The organism is Leclercia sp. M-A074-M (genome assembly GCF_965195605.1).
GTDB lineage: Bacteria > Pseudomonadota > Gammaproteobacteria > Enterobacterales > Enterobacteriaceae > Enterobacter.
Genome location: NZ_CBDAHM010000006.1, coordinates 262,660 through 281,077, shown reverse-complemented (window position 1 = coordinate 281,077; position 18,418 = coordinate 262,660). Strand labels below are relative to the sequence as shown.

Annotated in this window: 16 protein-coding genes; 14 read left to right on the top strand and 2 right to left on the bottom strand. The window is 57.4% G+C overall.

Going from position 1 to position 18,418, the window contains the following annotated elements; all coding sequences use genetic code 11:
- Positions 1-5 precede the first annotated feature (5 nt).
- Genes ACOKCT_RS14560 through ACOKCT_RS14540 form a run of 5 tightly spaced genes read left to right on the top strand, consistent with a single transcriptional unit; the run spans position 6 to position 5,467 of the window.
- Positions 6-776 (top strand): alpha/beta fold hydrolase, encoded by a 771-nt coding sequence (locus ACOKCT_RS14560; protein WP_420193604.1) that lies wholly within the window; start codon positions 6-8, stop codon positions 774-776.
- A complete protein-coding gene (locus ACOKCT_RS14555) occupies positions 760-1,554 on the top strand; it encodes an SDR family oxidoreductase (protein ID WP_103176902.1) in 795 nt (264 codons plus the stop codon). The genes ACOKCT_RS14560 and ACOKCT_RS14555 overlap by 17 nt, the downstream gene beginning before the upstream one ends.
- Before the next feature lie 9 nt (positions 1,555-1,563).
- Positions 1,564-2,334: an aspartate dehydrogenase gene (locus ACOKCT_RS14550; RefSeq protein ID WP_156655201.1), complete on the top strand. Its 771-nt coding sequence runs from the start codon at positions 1,564-1,566 to the stop codon at positions 2,332-2,334.
- A gap of 9 nt (positions 2,335-2,343) precedes the next feature.
- A complete protein-coding gene (locus ACOKCT_RS14545) occupies positions 2,344-3,813 on the top strand; it encodes an aldehyde dehydrogenase (protein WP_420193603.1) in 1,470 nt (489 codons plus the stop codon).
- A 13-nt stretch (positions 3,814-3,826) separates the two neighbouring features.
- Positions 3,827-5,467 (top strand): thiamine pyrophosphate-binding protein, encoded by a 1,641-nt coding sequence (locus ACOKCT_RS14540; RefSeq protein WP_103176899.1) that lies wholly within the window; start codon positions 3,827-3,829, stop codon positions 5,465-5,467.
- Between the two features lie 115 nt (positions 5,468-5,582).
- Here ACOKCT_RS14540 and ACOKCT_RS14535 read toward each other — a convergent pair whose 3' ends face one another.
- Positions 5,583-6,341: a M48 family metallopeptidase gene (locus ACOKCT_RS14535; RefSeq protein WP_103176898.1), complete on the bottom strand. Its 759-nt coding sequence runs from the start codon at positions 6,339-6,341 to the stop codon at positions 5,583-5,585.
- Positions 6,342-6,620: 279 nt separating this feature from the next.
- Here ACOKCT_RS14535 and tkt point away from each other — a divergent pair, with 279 nt between their 5' ends.
- The 7 genes from tkt to ACOKCT_RS14500 all read left to right on the top strand — a co-directional run bounded on the left by tkt (position 6,621) and on the right by ACOKCT_RS14500 (position 15,062).
- Positions 6,621-8,612: a transketolase gene (gene tkt, locus ACOKCT_RS14530; RefSeq protein WP_420193602.1), complete on the top strand. Its 1,992-nt coding sequence runs from the start codon at positions 6,621-6,623 to the stop codon at positions 8,610-8,612.
- Positions 8,613-8,959: 347 nt separating this feature from the next.
- Entirely contained in the window at positions 8,960-9,979 is a 1,020-nt protein-coding gene (epd, locus tag ACOKCT_RS14525; protein ID WP_103176896.1) for an erythrose-4-phosphate dehydrogenase, read from the top strand.
- Between the two features lie 49 nt (positions 9,980-10,028).
- Entirely contained in the window at positions 10,029-11,192 is a 1,164-nt protein-coding gene (gene pgk / locus ACOKCT_RS14520; RefSeq protein WP_103176895.1) for a phosphoglycerate kinase, read from the top strand.
- A gap of 89 nt (positions 11,193-11,281) precedes the next feature.
- Complete coding sequence (gene fbaA / locus ACOKCT_RS14515; protein ID WP_039029814.1) at positions 11,282-12,361, top strand: class II fructose-bisphosphate aldolase; 1,080 nt, start codon at positions 11,282-11,284, stop codon at positions 12,359-12,361.
- Between the two features lie 189 nt (positions 12,362-12,550).
- Positions 12,551-13,408 carry a small-conductance mechanosensitive channel MscS gene (locus ACOKCT_RS14510; protein WP_103176894.1) on the top strand — a complete coding sequence of 286 codons (858 nt, stop codon included), beginning with the start codon at positions 12,551-12,553 and terminating at the stop codon, positions 13,406-13,408.
- A gap of 140 nt (positions 13,409-13,548) precedes the next feature.
- Complete coding sequence (gene argO / locus ACOKCT_RS14505; RefSeq protein WP_103176893.1) at positions 13,549-14,184, top strand: arginine exporter ArgO; 636 nt, start codon at positions 13,549-13,551, stop codon at positions 14,182-14,184.
- 125 nt (positions 14,185-14,309) lie between these two features.
- Positions 14,310-15,062: an oxidative stress defense protein gene (locus ACOKCT_RS14500; protein ID WP_371816561.1), complete on the top strand. Its 753-nt coding sequence runs from the start codon at positions 14,310-14,312 to the stop codon at positions 15,060-15,062.
- A gap of 60 nt (positions 15,063-15,122) precedes the next feature.
- Here ACOKCT_RS14500 and argP read toward each other — a convergent pair whose 3' ends face one another.
- Positions 15,123-16,016 carry a DNA-binding transcriptional regulator ArgP gene (gene argP / locus ACOKCT_RS14495; protein ID WP_103176891.1) on the bottom strand — a complete coding sequence of 298 codons (894 nt, stop codon included), beginning with the start codon at positions 16,014-16,016 and terminating at the stop codon, positions 15,123-15,125.
- A gap of 150 nt (positions 16,017-16,166) precedes the next feature.
- Between argP and rpiA the strand changes: the two genes are divergently transcribed.
- Both rpiA and serA read left to right on the top strand, forming a co-directional pair.
- On the top strand, positions 16,167-16,826 hold the full coding sequence (rpiA, locus tag ACOKCT_RS14490; RefSeq protein WP_103180978.1) for a ribose-5-phosphate isomerase RpiA: 660 nt from the start codon (positions 16,167-16,169) through the stop codon (positions 16,824-16,826).
- A gap of 267 nt (positions 16,827-17,093) precedes the next feature.
- Positions 17,094-18,326, top strand: a complete 1,233-nt coding sequence (gene serA / locus ACOKCT_RS14485; RefSeq protein WP_103176889.1) for a phosphoglycerate dehydrogenase — start codon at positions 17,094-17,096, stop codon at positions 18,324-18,326.
- The last annotated feature ends 92 nt before the right edge of the window (positions 18,327-18,418 follow it).

Here is an 18,418-nt window from a genome sequence, read left to right as displayed (position 1 = left end):
GCACGATGACGGAATTTCGTGAACAGGGATGCGGCATTCCGCTGATGTTGCTGCACGGCATCAGCTCCTGCGCCGCCTCCTGGCATAAGCAGATGGCGCTGGACGGTTTTCGGGTGCTGGCGTGGGACATGCCCGGCTATGGCGAAAGCCCGATGCTGGCAGCTGAACGGGCAAACGCCGGAGATTACGCCGACGCGCTGGCGGCGATGCTCGATCGGGCGGGCGTCTGGCAGGCGGTGCTGGTAGGGCACTCTCTGGGGGCGCTGGTCGCCAGTGCTTTTGCGGCGAAGTTCCCGGAACGCGTTATCCATCTGGTGCTGGCGGATGCCGCGCAGGGCTACGGCCAGGCCGCGCCGGAGCAGCGCGAGCAGGTCTGGCGCAACCGCGAGCAACAGATGGCACTGGGCGGCGAAATCCTCGCCCAGACCCGCGCCGCGAAGCTGCTGCGCCCTGGCGCGCGCGCGGAGGATATTGCCACCGTGGCGTCAGGGATGCGCAAGCTGCGCCCGGAGGGCTACCTGGCCGCCGCGTGGATGCTGGCATATGACGACATCCATGCCTGGCTTAAGCGCTACCCGGGCGATTTTGAAGTCTGGTGCGGCGAGCAGGATGCGATTACGCAGCCGGAGTTGGTGCAGGGGCTGGCGCTGCGATACGGGTTGCCGTTTATCGCCATTCCCCAGGCCGGTCACGCCAGCTATCTCGATAACGACGCGTTTTTTAACCAACAGCTTTTACGCATTAACGAAGAGGTGCGCGATGAATGCACAAATTGATGGGCGCATAGCGGTCGTCACCGGCGGTTCTTCTGGCATTGGCTTTGAAACGCTGCGCCTGCTGCTGGGCGAGGGGGCTAAAGTGGCCTTCTGTGGCCGCGATCCGGATCGCCTCGCCAGCGCCCATGCCGCGCTGCATAACGAATACCCCGACGGGGAGGTTTTCTCTTATCGATGCGACGTGCTGAACGCTGACGAGATGCAGGCCTTTGCGGATGCCGTTCAGGCGCGCTTTGGTGCGGCGGATATGCTGATCAACAACGCCGGGCAGGGCTACGTGGCGCACTTCCAGGATACGCCGCGCGAGGCGTGGCTGCACGAGGCCGAGCTGAAGCTGTTCGGAGTGATCAATCCGGTGCAGGCGTTTCAGCCGCTGCTGGAGCAGTCCGACATCGCCTCCATCACCTGCGTCAACTCGCTACTGGCGCTGCAGCCGGAGGAGCACATGATTGCCACCTCTGCCGCCCGTGCCGCGCTGCTGAATATGACGCTGACACTCTCGAAAGAGTTGGTGGGGAAAGGCATTCGGGTGAATTCCATCTTGCTCGGCATGGTGGAGTCCGGCCAGTGGCAGCGCCGCTTTGAAAACCGTACAGACAAAAGCCAGAGCTGGCCGGAGTGGACGGCAGAGATCGCGCGCAAACGCGGCATCCCGATGGCGCGCCTCGGCAAGCCGCAGGAGCCCGCGCAGGCGCTGCTGTTCCTCGCCTCGCCGCTGGCCTCGTTTACCACCGGCGCCGCGCTGGACGTTTCCGGCGGCTTCTGCCGCCATCTGTAAGGACGCATCATGAAAAAGATCATGTTAATTGGGTTCGGCGCCATGGCGCAGGCGGTGATCGAGCGCCTGCCTGCCGGTGTCGCTATCGGCTGGATCGTGGCGCGCGCGTCTCATCACGCGGCGATTCGCCAGCAGTTTGGTGATGCGGTGGTGGCGCTGACCTCGCCGCTGGAGTGCGCTGAAGCGCCCGATCTGGTGCTGGAGTGCGCCAGCCAGCAGGCGGTGGCGCAGTACGGCGAGGATATTTTGCATCGCGGCTGGCATCTGGCGGTGATCTCCACCGGCGCACTGGCAGATAGCGCGCTGGAGCAGCGCCTGCTCAACGCGGGCGGCAAACTGACGCTGCTCTCCGGCGCGGTGGCCGGCATCGACGGGCTGGCGGCGGCGAAAGAGGGCGGGCTTGAGCGCGTGACCTATCAGTCGCGTAAAAGCCCGGCCAGTTGGCGCGGTAGCTACGCCGAACAGCTTATCGATCTTAATTCGGTGTCAGTGGCGCAGGTCTTTTTCGAAGGCAGCGCCCGGGAGGCGGCACGACTGTTCCCGGCCAACGCCAACGTGGCGGCGACCGTGGCGCTCGGCGGCGTGGGGATGGATGAGACCCGCGTACAGCTGATGGTCGACCCGGCCACGAAACGCAATACCCACACGCTGCACGTCGAAGGCGTGTTTGGCGAGTTCCATCTTGAGCTGAGCGGGCTGCCGCTTGCCTCTAACCCGAAAACCTCCACCCTGGCGGCACTGAGCGCGGTCCGCGCCTGCCGCGAGCTGGCCCTGAGCTGAGGAGTGACGATGAGCGAACTGAAGATTTTTATCGGGGGGCAGTGGCGACACGGCGGCGGCAACCCGATGCAGAGCCACTTCCCGGCTGATGGAACGATCAACGCGGTTTTAAACGCGGCAAGCCTCGACGATCTGCATGACGCAATCGAGGCTGGCGAGCTGGCGTGGCGCGATCCCTTGTGGCGCAACAGCCTGCCGCATATGCGCGCGAAGATCCTGCACAGAGTGGCGGATCAGATTGAATCCCGCGTCGACGAGCTGGCGCAGATGCAGAGCCGCGATAACGGCAAACCGCTGGCGGAAGCACGCGGGCTGGTGATGAGCGCGGCGGGAACGGCGCGCTACTTTGCCGCCGCCTGCGAACTGCTGGAAGGGGAGCTTCCGACGCCGCGCCAGCCGGATTTACTAACCCTGAGTCGCTATGAGCCGCTTGGCGTGGTGGCAGCCATTACGCCGTGGAACTCGCCGATTGCCAGTGAAATGCAGAAAGTCGCTCCGGCCATTGCCGCCGGTAACGCGGTGATCCTCAAGCCCGCCGAAGCGACGCCGCTGATGGCGCTGGAGCTGGCCCGCATCTTTGAACAGGCGGGGCTGCCCGCCGGGCTGCTGAGCGTGCTGCCGGGCAAAGGCTCGGTCATTGGCGATGCGCTGGCACGCCATCCTAAAGTGCGCAAAATCTCTTTTACCGGCGGCACCACCACTGGCCGTCATCTGGCGCACGTGGCGGCGGAAAAGCTGATCCCGGCCTCTCTTGAGCTGGGCGGTAAATCCCCGACCATCGTGCTCGACGATGCGGATATCGAGCAGGCCGCGCGCGGGATCTGCTTCGGCATCTTCAGCTCGGCGGGACAGGCCTGTATCGCCGGGTCGCGGCTGTTTATCCACGAAAGCCTTTACGCTCCGCTGATGGTGCGGTTGCTGGAGTTAACCCGTGGCCTGCGCGTCGGGCATCCGTTTACCGACGGCATCCACGTCGGGCCGTTGATCAACGATAAGCATCGCCAGAGCGTGCAGGCCTACGTCGAGCTGGCGAAGCGCGAAGGGGGCCGCGTGCTGTGCGGCGGGGAGATCCCAGCCGATCCCAATCTTGCAAACGGCAGCTTCTTCCAGCCAACGATTATCGAAGGGCTGAGCAACAGCGCCCGCGCCTGTCAGGAGGAGATCTTCGGCCCGGTGCTGGTGGCGATGCCATTTAACGATGAAGCGGCGTTGATCCAGCAGGCGAACGACTCGGTATATGGTCTGGCTGCCGGGATCTGGACGCGGGATACCGGACGTGCGCTGCGCTTAAGCGAGCAGCTTGAGGCGGGCACGGTGTGGATCAACACCTACAAGGTCTTTGCGATTTCGACCCCGTTCGGGGGCTTTAAAGAGAGCGGTCTGGGCCGCGAAAAGGGCATTCAGGGGCTGAAAGCCTGGATGCAACAAAAGAGCATTTATCTGGCGACGGGTAACAGCGTCAACCACTGGTGCGACTGAAAAAGGGTGAGCAATGAGCGAAATGATAACCGTCGGCGACGCCATCGCCAGAACGCTGGAGCAGTATCAGGTTGAGGCCATCTACGGCGTCATCTCCATTCACAACCTGCCCATCGCCGATGCAGTAGGGCAGCGCGGCAATATCCGCTTTGTGCCCGCGCGCGGCGAAGCGGGATCCGTCACCATGGCCGATGCCCACGGGCGTTTTTCCGGCCTCGGCGTGGCGCTGACCAGTACCGGGGCAGGGGCAGGTAACGCGGTAGGCGCGCTGGTGGAAGCGATGAATGCCTGCACGCCGCTGCTGCATTTAACCGGACAGGTGGAAAAAGCCTGGCTGGATGCCGACACCGGGTTTATTCACGAAACCCGCGACCAGTTGACCTTCCTGAAGGCCAGTTCAAAACGGGCATATCGCATCAGCAATGCCAACCAGGCGATAGCGATTCTCCATAAAGCGATTCAGGAGGCACAGACGCCGCCGTGCGGGCCGGTCTCTGTGGAGATCCCGATTGATATTCAGGGGGCGAAAATTCCGCTGTCGCTGGTGACGGCGCCGGTAAAACCGGTGTCAGTTTCAGCGCCAGACGCCGGAATGGTTGATGCGCTTTGGGCGCAGCTGAAGCAGGCGAAACAGCCGCTGCTGTGGCTGGGTGGCGGGGCGCTGGGCAGCGCTGACGCTGTGAAAAAGCTGGCGGATGCGGGCATCACCGTGATCTCCAGCACCCACGCGCGCGGCGTGCTGCCGGACAGCCATCGCGCCAGCCTGCGGGCTTTCCACAACTCGTCGTCAGTGGAGGCGCTGATCGCCCGGTGTGATTTTACGCTGGTGGCGGGCTCACGCCTGCGCAGCAATGAGACCCGTTCATGGACGCTCGAACTGCCCTCTCCGCGGGTGCAGATCGATATCGATCCGGCGGCGGCAAGCCGTAACTATTTGATGGATAAGACGCTGGTAGCCGATTGTTCAGCGCTGCTTAACGCGCTGGCTGCAAAAGCGCAGGGGCGTGAATGGGGTAACGCGCAGTGGGACACGCAGGTACAGCAGGCGGTGGAGCAAGCTGAGCAGGGTCTGCGCGAGCAGTGTGGTGCCTATGCGAAGCTCAACGACGCCATCGAGAAAGCGCTGCCGCAGGATGGCCTGCTCGTGCGTGATATCACCGTTTCCGGCAGCCTGTGGGGCAGCCGTCTGTTCCGCGCCAACGGTCCGCTGATGAACATTCACTCTCTGGCCGGGGCAATTGGCATGGGGCTGCCGATGGCAATTGGTACTGCGATTGCCAATCCGCAGCGCAAGGTGGTGGGGCTGGTGGGCGACGGCGGCCTGAGCCTGAATTTAGGCGAGCTGGCGACGCTGGCGCAGGAGAAAGCCAACGTGACGCTGCTGATCATGAATGACGGCGGTTACGGCGTGATGCGTGGCATTCAGGATAAATATTTTGGCGGGCGGCAGTATTATAACGAGCTGCATACGCCGGACTTTACCCTGCTGGCCCAGGCGATTGGCCTGCAGGCGTGGAGCGTTGAGCGGGCAGAGGATTTTGATGCGGTGATGACAGAGGCGCTGGCCATGCCGGGGCCGTCGGTGGTGGAGGTGCGGATGGGGCAGATTGGCGCCCTGAAGTTTGCCGGGCCGCCGCAGAAAACGCTGTACTAGCTGTGTGCCCGGTAGCGCTGCGCTTACCGGGCCTACGTTTACGCACAAAGCAGGCCGGGTAAGGCGAAGCCGCCACCCGGCTTTTCAAAGGAGACGCGGGCGCCTCCCCGGTACATTATTTAATCCCGTCTGCCGCCATGCGATCGCGGATGTGCTGCGCACGCGCTGCGGAGGCAGGGTGGTCGTCAAACATGGAGCTTTGGCGGCCCGCTTCCTGTTGAGCCAGTTTTTCGAAGCTGGTGGCTAAACCTGATGGGTTAATCCCACGTTTGCGCAACAGATCGTAAGAGTAGTCATCGGCCTCAGATTCCTGACGCTGAGAGAACTGGGAGTTAACCAGTTTTTCACCGAGATCGCCGAGCTGCGACTGGGAAAGGCTACCTACAATACCACCCGCAGAGGCCGCCGCCACGCGAACGGCGTTCGTGCCGAGGGCAACCTGCATCCCTTTCTTCACATGGCCGAGGGCAACGTGGCCCATTTCATGGCCGATAACCGCTTCGACTTCATTGTCGTTCATCATATCCATTAATCCGCTGTAGACGCGGATGCAGCCGTTAGCCATCGCAAAGGCGTTAACGTCTTTCGCCATGTAAACCTTGTAGTTCACCGGCTGGCCGTTAATGTTGTCGCCAAGTGCTGAAGCAATCTTATTCAGACGCTGAGCGTAAGTGCTGTCTGCCGGTGCGATGGTCGCTTTACCGTCCATCTCTTTACAGGCCTCATCGCTTAATGTTTTCACCTGGGCATCGGTGAGGGAGTAGGCCTGAAACGCCTCTGCTCCGGAGCTCAGCAGGCCACCAGAATTCATATTCTGACACCCGCTAAGAAGAAGGGTCGTTCCCAGAGCCAGCACTACTGCACGCATTTTCATTATGTTGCTTCCGTACTCGTTAAACTTGATAAATTCTGAAAGTTTTGCCGCCCCGGAGGAGGGTGCAGCTCCAATTATAAAGAATATAAACGAAGGCGGGCGAGAAGATTGCGCAACGTGCGAGCCTGTTCCAGAGATTTCTTAAGCGGCAAAAGAATGGTCCATGTACATGCTTTGTCGCTTGGGTTACATTGTTGGCACTTTTTTCTGGCGTAGCCCAAAACGCGCTGTCGTCAAGCCGAAACGGGCATGGCCTTCAACATCCGATCTGGAGTCAAAATGTCCTCACGTAAAGAGCTTGCCAATGCTATTCGTGCGCTGAGCATGGATGCTGTACAAAAAGCTAAGTCCGGTCACCCGGGTGCCCCTATGGGTATGGCTGACATTGCCGAAGTCCTGTGGCGTGATTTCCTGAACCACAACCCGCAGAACCCTGCCTGGGCTGACCGTGACCGTTTCGTTCTCTCTAACGGCCACGGCTCCATGCTGATCTACAGCCTGCTGCACCTCACCGGCTATGATCTGCCAATCGAAGAGCTGAAAAACTTCCGTCAGCTGCACTCCAAAACCCCGGGTCACCCGGAAGTGGGTTATACCGCAGGTGTTGAAACCACGACCGGTCCGCTGGGTCAGGGTATTGCTAACGCCGTGGGTATGGCGATTGCCGAGAAGACGCTGGCGGCGCAGTTCAACCGTCCGGGTCATGACATCGTCGACCACTTCACCTATGCATTCCTGGGTGATGGCTGCATGATGGAAGGCATTTCTCACGAAGTGTGCTCCCTGGCAGGCACCCTGAAACTGGGCAAACTGGTTGCGTTCTATGACGACAACGGCATCTCCATCGACGGCCACATTGAAGGCTGGTTCACTGACGACACCGCAGCACGTTTCGAAGCCTACGGCTGGCACGTGGTGCGTGGCGTTGACGGTCACGATGCTGAAGCGATTAAACGTGCAGTAGAAGAAGCGCGCGCAGTGACTGACAAACCGTCCCTGCTGATGTGCAAAACCATCATCGGTTTCGGTTCTCCGAACAAAGCTGGTACGCACGACTCCCACGGCGCACCGCTGGGTGACGCAGAGATCGCCCTGACCCGTGAAGCGCTGGGCTGGAAACACGCTGCGTTTGAAATCCCGTCTGAAATTTATGCGCAGTGGGATGCCAAAGAAGCTGGTCAGGCGAAAGAAGCGGCATGGAACGAGAAATTCGCCGCCTACGCTAAAGCCTTCCCACAGGAAGCGGCAGAGTTCACCCGTCGTATGAAAGGTGACATGCCAGCAGACTTCGACGCCAAAGCGAACGAGTTCATCGCTAAGCTGCAGGCTAACCCGGCTAAAATCGCCAGCCGTAAAGCCTCCCAGAATGCGATCGAAGCCTTCGGCCCGCTGCTGCCAGAGTTCCTCGGCGGCTCCGCTGACCTGGCACCATCAAACCTGACTATCTGGTCTGGCTCTAAAGCCATCAACGAAGATACTGCCGGTAACTACATCCATTACGGTGTTCGTGAGTTCGGTATGACCGCGATTGCCAACGGTATCTCCCTGCACGGTGGTTTCCTGCCATACACCTCCACCTTCCTGATGTTCGTGGAATATGCCCGTAACGCGGTGCGTATGGCTGCGCTGATGAAACAGCGTCAGGTGATGGTCTACACCCACGACTCTATCGGTCTGGGCGAAGATGGCCCGACTCACCAGCCGGTTGAGCAGGTCGCGTCCCTGCGTTTGACCCCGAACATGTCCACATGGCGTCCATGTGACCAGGTTGAATCGGCGGTAGCGTGGAAATATGGCGTTGAGCGTCAGGACGGCCCAACCGCGCTGATCCTCTCCCGTCAGAACCTGGCTCAGCAGGATCGTACCGAAGAGCAGCTGGCGAACATCGCCCGCGGTGGTTACGTGCTGAAAGACTGCGACGGTCAGCCGCAGGTGATCTTCATCGCAACCGGTTCTGAAGTTGAACTGGCTGTTGCCGCCTGGGATCAGCTGGCAGGCGAAGGCGTGAAAGCGCGCGTGGTCTCCATGCCGTCTACCGATGCCTTCGACAAGCAGGACGCGGCTTACCGTGAATCTGTACTGCCGAAAGCCGTTTCTGCCCGAGTGGCAATCGAAGCGGGTATCGCTGACTACTGGTTCAAATACGTGGGCCTGAACGGCGCTATCGTTGGCATGACCACCTTCGGTGAGTCTGCGCCAGCTGAGCAGCTGTTCGAAGAGTTCGGCTTCACCGTTGAGAACGTGGTCGCGAAAGCGAAAGAACTGCTGTAATCATGGTTGTGCCCGGCGGCGCGTAGCTTGCCGGGCCTACAAATATTCAGGCCGGGCAGGCGTAAGCGTCACCCGGCTTTTTTGTGCATGTTATTCCTCAAAGATGTAATACCTCTGTAAATTATTCCACTTAAAATGTGATGTGTGTCATATAGCTGGCTTATTGGTCTGGACAGTCATTCCCTTTATTCCGTGTTTCGCTTATTCTGGCTGAAGCGTTTCAGTCGATTAAATGTTCGACAAATGACCAATCAGTTGGAGTTTGTGACAGGCAAGGATTCCCCTCAGCGCGTTGCTGCATTACTCTGTCAGCCACCTCGTGTCAGGGAAAGCTTTGCAGGAGACTTATGACCGTACGCGTAGCGATTAATGGTTTCGGTCGCATCGGACGTAACGTGGTTCGTGCTTTATATGAATCCGGACGCCGGGCGGAAATTACCGTGGTGGCCATCAATGAACTGGCGGATGCCGCAGGCATGGCGCATTTATTGAAATATGACACCAGCCATGGACGCTTTGCCTGGGACGTTCGTCAGGAGAGAGAGCAGCTGCTTGTCGGTGATGACGTGATCCGTGTGCTTCATGAGCGGACGATCGAAGCATTACCCTGGCGTGAACTGGGTGTCGATGTGGTACTCGATTGTACCGGCGTCTACGGCAACCGCGAACACGGCGAAGCCCATCTGGCGGCTGGCGCAAAGAAAGTGCTCTTTTCACATCCTGGCAGTAACGATCTCGATGCCACGGTGGTTTACGGCGTCAACCATCACGAGTTGCACGCAGAACACCGAATTGTCTCCAATGCCTCCTGTACTACCAACTGTATTATTCCGGTCATCAAGCTGCTGGACGATGCCTACGGCATTGAGTCGGGTACGGTTACCACGATCCACTCAGCCATGCACGATCAGCAGGTCATTGACGCTTACCACCCGGACCTGCGACGCACTCGCGCGGCGAGTCAGTCGATTATCCCGGTGGACACCAAACTGGCGGCCGGTATAACCCGAATTTTTCCGCAGTTTGAAGATCGTTTTGAAGCTATCGCGGTCCGCGTACCTACCATCAACGTGACGGCGATCGACCTCAGCGTTACCGTTAAAAAACCGGTAAAAGCCTTTGAGGTCAACCTGTTGCTGCAAAAGGCGGCACAGCAAGCATTTCATGGTATAGTTGACTATACGGAATTACCGTTGGTCTCAGTAGATTTTAACCACGATCCGCACAGCGCCATTGTAGATGGCACCCAAACGCGCGTGAGTGGAGCGCACCTGATCAAGACGCTGGTCTGGTGTGATAACGAATGGGGCTTTGCTAACAGGATGCTCGACACCACGTTAGCCATGGCCGCACAAGGTTTCAGGTAAGACGCGTATTGCGTCTGCAAAACTTTAAGAATCAACGAGAGGATTCACCATGTCTGTAATTAAGATGACCGATCTGGATCTGGCAGGTAAACGCGTTTTCATCCGTGCGGATCTGAACGTACCGGTTAAAGAGGGTAAAGTGACCAGCGACGCGCGTATCCGTGCCTCTCTGCCAACCATCGAACTGGCACTGAAGCAGGGCGCAAAAGTGATGGTAACCTCCCACCTGGGTCGTCCGACCGAAGGCGAGTACAACGAAGAATTCTCTCTGCTGCCGGTTGTTAATTACCTGAAAGACAAACTGTCCAGCCCGGTACGTCTGGTTAAAGACTACCTGGACGGCGTGGAAGTTGCTGAAGGTGAACTGGTTGTTCTGGAAAACGTTCGCTTCAACAAAGGCGAGAAGAAAGACGACGAAACCCTGTCCAAAAAATATGCTGCACTGTGCGACGTATTCGTGATGGACGCCTTCGGTACCGCTCACCGTGCCCAGGCTTCTACACACGGTATCGGTAAATTCGCCGACGTCGCTTGTGCAGGTCCTCTGCTGGCCGCTGAGCTGGATGCGCTGGGTAAAGCGCTGAAAGAACCTGCTCGTCCGATGGTTGCTATCGTTGGTGGTTCTAAAGTTTCCACCAAACTGACCGTTCTGGACTCCCTGTCCAAAATCGCTGACCAGCTGATCGTTGGCGGTGGTATCGCTAACACCTTCGTTGCTGCCCAGGGCCACAACGTGGGTAAATCCCTGTACGAAGCAGACCTGGTTGACGAAGCGAAACGCCTGCTGAGCACCTGCGATATCCCGGTTCCAACTGACGTTCGCGTCGCGACCGAGTTCTCTGAAACCGCAACCGCAGAGCTGAAATCTGTTTCTGACATCAAAAATGAAGAGCAGATTCTGGACCTGGGCGACGCCTCTGCAGAGAAACTGGCTGAAATCCTGAAGAATGCAAAAACCATTCTGTGGAACGGTCCGGTTGGCGTGTTCGAATTCCCGAACTTCCGTAAAGGTACTGAAATCGTGGCTAACGCGATTGCAGACAGCGACGCATTCTCCATTGCTGGCGGCGGTGACACCCTGGCAGCCATCGATCTGTTCGGTATTTCCGACAAGATCTCCTACATCTCCACTGGCGGCGGCGCATTCCTCGAATTCGTGGAAGGCAAAGTTCTGCCAGCAGTAGCCATGCTCGAAGAGCGCGCTAAGAAGTAAGCCATTTTAGGGCAGGGAAACCTGCCCAATTTTCAGCGCGCTTTTAAGAGCTCGCCCCTTTCCAAGGCCGAAGATACAGGACTCGCAACATGTCTAAAATTTTTGATTTCGTAAAACCTGGCGTGATCACTGGTGATGACGTTCAGAAAGTGTTCCAGGTAGCTAAAGAAAACAACTTTGCGCTGCCAGCGGTTAACTGCGTCGGTACCGACTCTATTAATGCCGTACTGGAAGCTGCAGCAAAAGTTAAAGCGCCGGTAATCGTTCAGTTCTCTAACGGCGGTGCTGCGTTTATCGCAGGTAAAGGCGTGAAAACTGACGTTCCTCAGGGCGCGGCAATCCTGGGCGCAATCTCTGGCGCACATCACGTTCACCAGATGGCTGAACACTACGGCGTTCCAGTAATCCTGCATACTGACCACTGCGCGAAGAAACTGCTGCCGTGGATCGACGGTCTGCTGGACGCGGGCGAAAAACACTTCGCTGCAACCGGTAAGCCACTGTTCTCTTCTCACATGATCGACCTGTCTGAAGAGTCTCTGGAAGAGAACATCGAGATCTGCTCCAAATACCTGGCTCGCATGGCCAAAATGGACATGACCCTGGAAATCGAACTGGGTTGCACCGGTGGCGAAGAAGATGGCGTGGACAACAGCCACATGGACGCTTCTGCTCTGTACACTCAGCCAGAAGACGTTGATTACGCTTACACCGAGCTGAGCAAAATCAGCCCACGTTTCACCATCGCGGCTTCCTTCGGTAACGTACACGGTGTGTACAAGCCAGGTAACGTGGTTCTGACCCCAACCATCCTGCGTGATTCTCAGGAGTACGTTTCCAAGAAACACAACCTGCCGCACAACAGCCTGAACTTCGTCTTCCACGGCGGTTCCGGTTCTTCTGCTCAGGAAATCAAAGATTCCGTTAGCTACGGTGTTATCAAAATGAACATCGATACCGACACCCAATGGGCAACCTGGGACGGTATTCTGCAGTACTACAAAACTAACGAAGCTTACCTGCAGGGCCAGCTGGGCAACCCGAAAGGCGAAGACCAGCCGAACAAGAAATACTACGATCCACGCGTATGGCTGCGTGCAGCCCAGACCTCTATGGTGACGCGTCTGGAGCAGGCGTTCAAAGAGCTGAACGCGGTTGACGTTCTGTAATTTAAGCTGCTGACAGCAAGCATCAAAAGCCCGCGTTAATCGCGGGCTTTTTTTATGTCTTTTCAACTGGCTATAGTGGCTGTTTTATGTGATCTGCTTGGCATATTGCGGACTTTTTGTTTACCCTTTACACACTTGCTCCTCTCCGCATGGGGCGGATTTGTGTTTTATGTGCATAAGGAAAGATAAATGGAAGATCTCGGTGTTGTAGATAGCATCAATAACGCGGGCTCCTGGCTGGTGCGTAATCAGGCGTTGCTGTTGAGTTACGCGGTAAACATTGTGGCGGCCATCGCCATTATCATCATCGGTATGATTGTTGCGCGCATCATTTCTAATGCGGTCAACCGCGTGATGCGGGCGCGCCATATTGATGCCACGGTAGCAGACTTTCTCTCTGCGCTGGTGCGCTACGGCATCATCGCTTTTACCCTGATCGCGGCGCTTGGGCGTGTAGGGGTACAGACCGCGTCGGTAATCGCCGTACTCGGTGCCGCCGGTCTGGCTATTGGCCTGGCATTACAGGGCTCGCTGTCGAACCTGGCCGCCGGGGTGCTGCTGGTCACCTTCCGTCCGTTCCGCTCGGGCGAATATGTGGATCTGGGCGGCGTGGCCGGAACAGTGCTGCAGGTGCAGATCTTCTCGACAACCTTGCGCACCGTTGACGGGCGTATCGTGGTGATCCCGAACGGTAAGATTATCGCTAATAACATCATCAACTTCTCTCGTGAACCTGAGCGTCGTAATGAGTTCATTATTGGCGTAGCGTACGACTCGGATATCGACAAAGTGAAGCAGTTGCTCACCAACATTATCGAGTCTGATGAACGCATTCTGAAGGATCGCGACATGACCGTGCGTCTGAACGAACTGGGCGCTTCATCGATCAACTTTGTGGTGCGCGTCTGGAGCAAAAGTAGCGATCTGCAAAGCGTTTACTGGGACGTACTGGAGCGCATCAAGCGCGACTTTGATGCTAACGGCATCAGCTTCCCATATCCGCAGATGGACGTGAACTTCAAGCGGGTGAAAGAACCGGCGGAATAACGTTTCATCGTAACCTGGTGCGCGCAATGCGTACCGGGTTACATTAGCTTCACTAATTGCCAATTAATATTATCCATTTCCTCTTATTATTCTCCCGCAGTATAGTCAGCCCTTAAGTCACATTTTTGAGATTAGTGTTCATGTTCTCTTTTTATTTTCAGGGGCTTATGATTGGCGCGGCGATGATCCTGCCTCTCGGCCCGCAAAACGCCTTCGTCATGAATCAGGGTATTCGACGCCAATATCACATCATGATCGCGCTGCTCTGTGCACTAAGCGATATGCTACTGATTTGTGCCGGGATTTTTGGCGGTAGCGCGCTACTGATGCAGTCTCCCTGGCTGCTGGCGCTGGTCACCTGGGGCGGCGTCGCGTTTCTGCTCTGGTATGGTTTTGGCGCCCTGAAAACGGCGCTGGGCAGCAATATTGAGCTGGCCAGCGCTGAAGTCATGAAGCAGGGGCGCTGGAAAATTATCGTCACCATGCTGGCGGTAACCTGGCTTAATCCGCACGTTTATCTGGATACGTTTGTGGTGCTGGGCAGTCTGGGCGGGCAGTTGGATGTCGAGCCGAGACGCTGGTTCGCGCTGGGTACCGTCAGCGCTTCCTTCCTCTGGTTCTTTGGTCTGGCGCTGCTCGCTGCATGGCTGGCACCCCGTCTGCGCACCGCCAAAGCTCAGCGCATTATTAACGGCCTGGTCGGCGTGGTGATGTGGTTTATTGCTTTTCAGCTGGCGAAAGAGGGAATTCATCACATTCGTGAACTATTCAACTAAGCGTTGTCTTATGGACATTCGGCCAGCAGTCGCTAAGCTTGCTGGCATGCGCCCTGTTACCTGGGCACTCTTCGCAACATGGAGGAATTAAAGTGAAGTTGAATGCAATTGCCCTGGCGGCATTAATGGGTTTTGGCGCAGCATCCGTTCAGGCCAGTGAACTGCCTGACAGCCCGCACATTGTGACCTCCGGCACCGCAAGCGTGGATGCGGCACCGGATATTGCGACCTTAGCCATTGAAGTGAACGTGGCGGCCAAAGATGCTGCCACCGCCAAGAAACAGGCAGACGACCGCGTTGCGCAATATCTCTCTTTCCTGGAGCAGAACGGCGTGGGTAAAAAAGATATCAACTCTGCCAACCTGCGTACCCAGCCGGATTATGACTATAAGGATGGCAAAAGCATCCTGAAAGGTTACCGCGCGGTGCGCTCCGTGGAAGTGACGGTGCGTCAGCTCGATAAACTTAACGCCCTGCTGGATGGCGCGCTGAAAGCGGGTCTGAATGAGATCCGTTCAGTCTCACTGGGTGTTGCGCAACCTGAGAAATATAAAGACGAAGCGCGTAAAGCGGCGATTGATGATGCCGTGCGTCAGGCGCAGCAGCTGGCGTCTGGCTTCAACAGCAAACTGGGTCCGGTCTACAGCGTGCGTTACCACGTCTCTAACTACCAGCCGAGCCCGATGGTGCGCATGATGAAAGCGGAAGCGGCGCCGGTCTCCGCGCAGGATACCTACGAACAGCCAACGATTCAGTTCGACGATCAGGTTGATGTGGTGTTCCAGCTGGAGCCAGCACAGGGTCAGCAGCAGAGCCAGCAGACTCCGCAGGTGCAGCAGCAAGCGCAGCAGCCGGATACGGCGACAAAAGCCCCGTAATGGTTGTGCTTTAGCAGCAATAAAAAGCCGGGTGAGCGTTAACGCGACCCGGCTTTTTTATTAGTCCTGGCGCAGGACCTTATGGCCGTGGGCCAGCAGTGCATCGGTGACGTTGCGCATCATCCGGCTTTCCGGGGCGAAGCGGTGCCAGTAGAGCATGCGGCGCTGGTGCAGGCCTGGCGTCAGGTCGATCAGCTCACCGCTCTGCAGCTCTTTCTCGATCTGCAGATGCGGGATCATGCAGCAGGTTGTGCCCTGACGCGCCAGCTGCACGAAGGCCTCTGATGAGTTAACGATATGGCAGGGTACGCTGCCGGGCGGCAGATCGAAGTTCTGCTGTAAAAACGCCTGATGCATATCATCGAGATGGTCAAACGCCACGGCAGGCGCTTTAAGCAGCGCCGCGCGGGTGACGCCATTCGGGAAGTAACGTTCAGCAAACGCTTTGGAGCCGACGAAGAGATAATCCAGTGCCCCCAGTTGATCCACCAGGCAGCTTGGCAGCGCCTGAGGCTGGATACTGACCGCGCCCACCACTTCACCGCGACGCAGACGCTCCTGGGTACGGGTTTCGTCTTCCACCTGCAAATTCAGCCGGATAGGCGAATCGGCCAGCACCGGCGCCAGCGCGGGCAGCAGCCAGGTTGCCAGACTGTCGGCGTTGACCGCCAGGGAGAGGAGCAGCGGCGTGGAGCCGGTCTGTTCGTCACCCAGCCACTCATCTTCCAGCAGCTCAACCTGACGCAGCAGCGCCAGCAGCTTTTGCCCCTGTTCGGTGGGACGTGGCGGCACGGTACGGACCAGCAGCGGCTGCCCGAACATATTCTCAAGCTGTTTGATCCGTTGCGAAACGGCGGACTGGGTAATGCACAGCTTCTGTGCTGCGCGTTCGAATCCGCGTTCACGTATAACGGCATCAAGGGCCTGTAATGTTCTGTAGTCCGGACGTTTCATTGCTCTGGCTGACTCCCAAATAATTCAATACTTCGCACTATGACATAAATTTATGTTTGATACAGACGAAATTGGTGACCTTGCAGATCACATGGCGCAGGTGAATGCTCTATAATGCGCGTCACGCAAAATCACTACGGGCAAGAGATCATGACGCAGGATGAACTGAAAAAAGCAGTAGGATGGGCCGCTCTCCAGTATGTACAGCCGGGTACCATTGTCGGCGTGGGCACAGGGTCAACGGCAGCACACTTTATTGATGCGCTCGGCACGATGAAAGGGCAGATCGAGGGCGCGGTTTCCAGCTCCGATGCATCCACGGAAAAGCTGAAAAGCCTGGGCATTACCGTTTTCGATCTGAATGAAGTCGACCGCCTGGGAATCTACGTTGATGGCGCGGATGAAATCAACGGCCATATGCAGATGATCAAGGGCGGCGGCGCGGCGCTGACGCGTGAAAAAATCATCGCCTCTGTTGCGGACAAGTTCATCTGTATCGCCGATGCCTCGAAGCAGGTGGATATCCTTGGCAAATTCCCGCTGCCGGTTGAAGTGATCCCCATGGCGCGTAGCGCGGTCGCCCGTGAGCTGGTCAAGCTGGGCGGACGCCCGGAATACCGTCAGGGCGTGGTGACGGACAATGGTAACGTGATTCTGGATGTGCACGGTCTGGAGATCCTCGACGCCGTGGCGCTGGAAAACGCCATTAATGGCCTGCCAGGCGTAGTAACCGTAGGGTTATTCGCCAACCGTGGCGCGGATGTCGCGCTGATTGGCACCGCCGAGGGCGTTAAAACCATCGTGAAATGATCTGACGGGGGGAGCGTCCCCCCGCTAATTATTTTTGCAAAAGCGATATTTGGTGACTTGTGTCACATTTATAATCCTCTCCTGACGATCCTGCCGCTTTCCTCCTGCTCCACAGAATAATTCACTGCCAATTGCGGCTGTATGACATTTCTTCAGAGTGCCGACGCAAACGTTCATATTGCTGCAATAGTTTTTTTTGATATGTTGGCGGGAGTGGATTTCAATCCAGCACAACAACAGTTCAGACAATCAGACAGGGTCGGGGAAATGGCAAAGGTATCACTGGAGAAAGACAAGATTAAATTTCTGCTGGTCGAAGGGGTGCATCAGAAAGCACTGGATAGCCTTCGTGCGGCGGGTTACACCAACATCGAATTTCACAAAGGTGCACTGGATACCGAACAGCTGAAAGAGTCGATCCGTGATGCCCACTTCATTGGCCTGCGATCCCGTACCCACCTGACCGAAGAGGTTATTGCCGCGGCAGAAAAACTGGTGGCGATTGGCTGCTTCTGTATCGGTACCAACCAGGTCGATCTTGATGCTGCCGCGAAGCGCGGGATTCCGGTATTCAACGCGCCATTCTCCAACACCCGTTCCGTGGCGGAGCTGGTTATCGGCGAACTCCTGCTGCTGCTGCGCGGCATCCCTGAAGCCAACGCCAAAGCGCACCGCGGGATCTGGAATAAGCTGGCCTCAGGCTCTTTTGAAGCGCGTGGTAAGAAGCTGGGGATTATCGGTTACGGCCACATCGGTACACAGCTGGGCATTCTCGCTGAATCGCTCGGGATGCACGTCTTCTTCTACGACATTGAAAGCAAACTGCCGCTGGGTAACGCTACTCAGGTTCAGCATCTCTCCGATCTGCTCAACATGAGCGACGTGGTGAGCCTGCACGTGCCGGAAAACGCTTCTACCAAAAACATGATGGGTGCGGAAGAGCTGGCGCTGATGAAGCCGGGCTCGCTGCTGATCAACGCCGCGCGTGGTACGGTGGTGGATATTCCTGCCCTGTGCGACGCCCTGAAAAGCAAACATCTGGCGGGGGCGGCCATTGACGTCTTCCCGACCGAGCCGGCGACCAACAGCGATCCGTTTACCTCTCCGCTGTGCGAGTTCGACAACGTGATCCTGACCCCGCACATTGGCGGCTCCACGCAGGAAGCGCAGGAAAATATCGGTCTTGAAGTGGCCGGTAAGCTGAGCAAATACTCCGACAACGGTTCCACCCTCTCTGCGGTCAACTTCCCGGAAGTCTCTCTGCCGCTGCACGGCGGTCGCCGTCTGCTGCATATCCATGAAAACCGTCCGGGCGTGCTGACGGCCATTAACCAGATCTTCGCCGAGCAGGGGGTCAACATTGCCGCACAGTATCTGCAAACTAACGCGCAGATGGGTTATGTGGTTATCGATATCGAAGCAGATGAAGATGTTGCAGAGAAAGCGCTGCAGGGGATGAAAGCCATTCCGGGCACGATTCGCGCGCGTCTGCTTTACTAATCTGCGTTTTGTTTTGTCGGGTGGCGCTTCGCTTACCCGACCTACAAAATTTGAATGTTCCGTGTAGGCCGGGTAAGGCGACGTCGCCACCC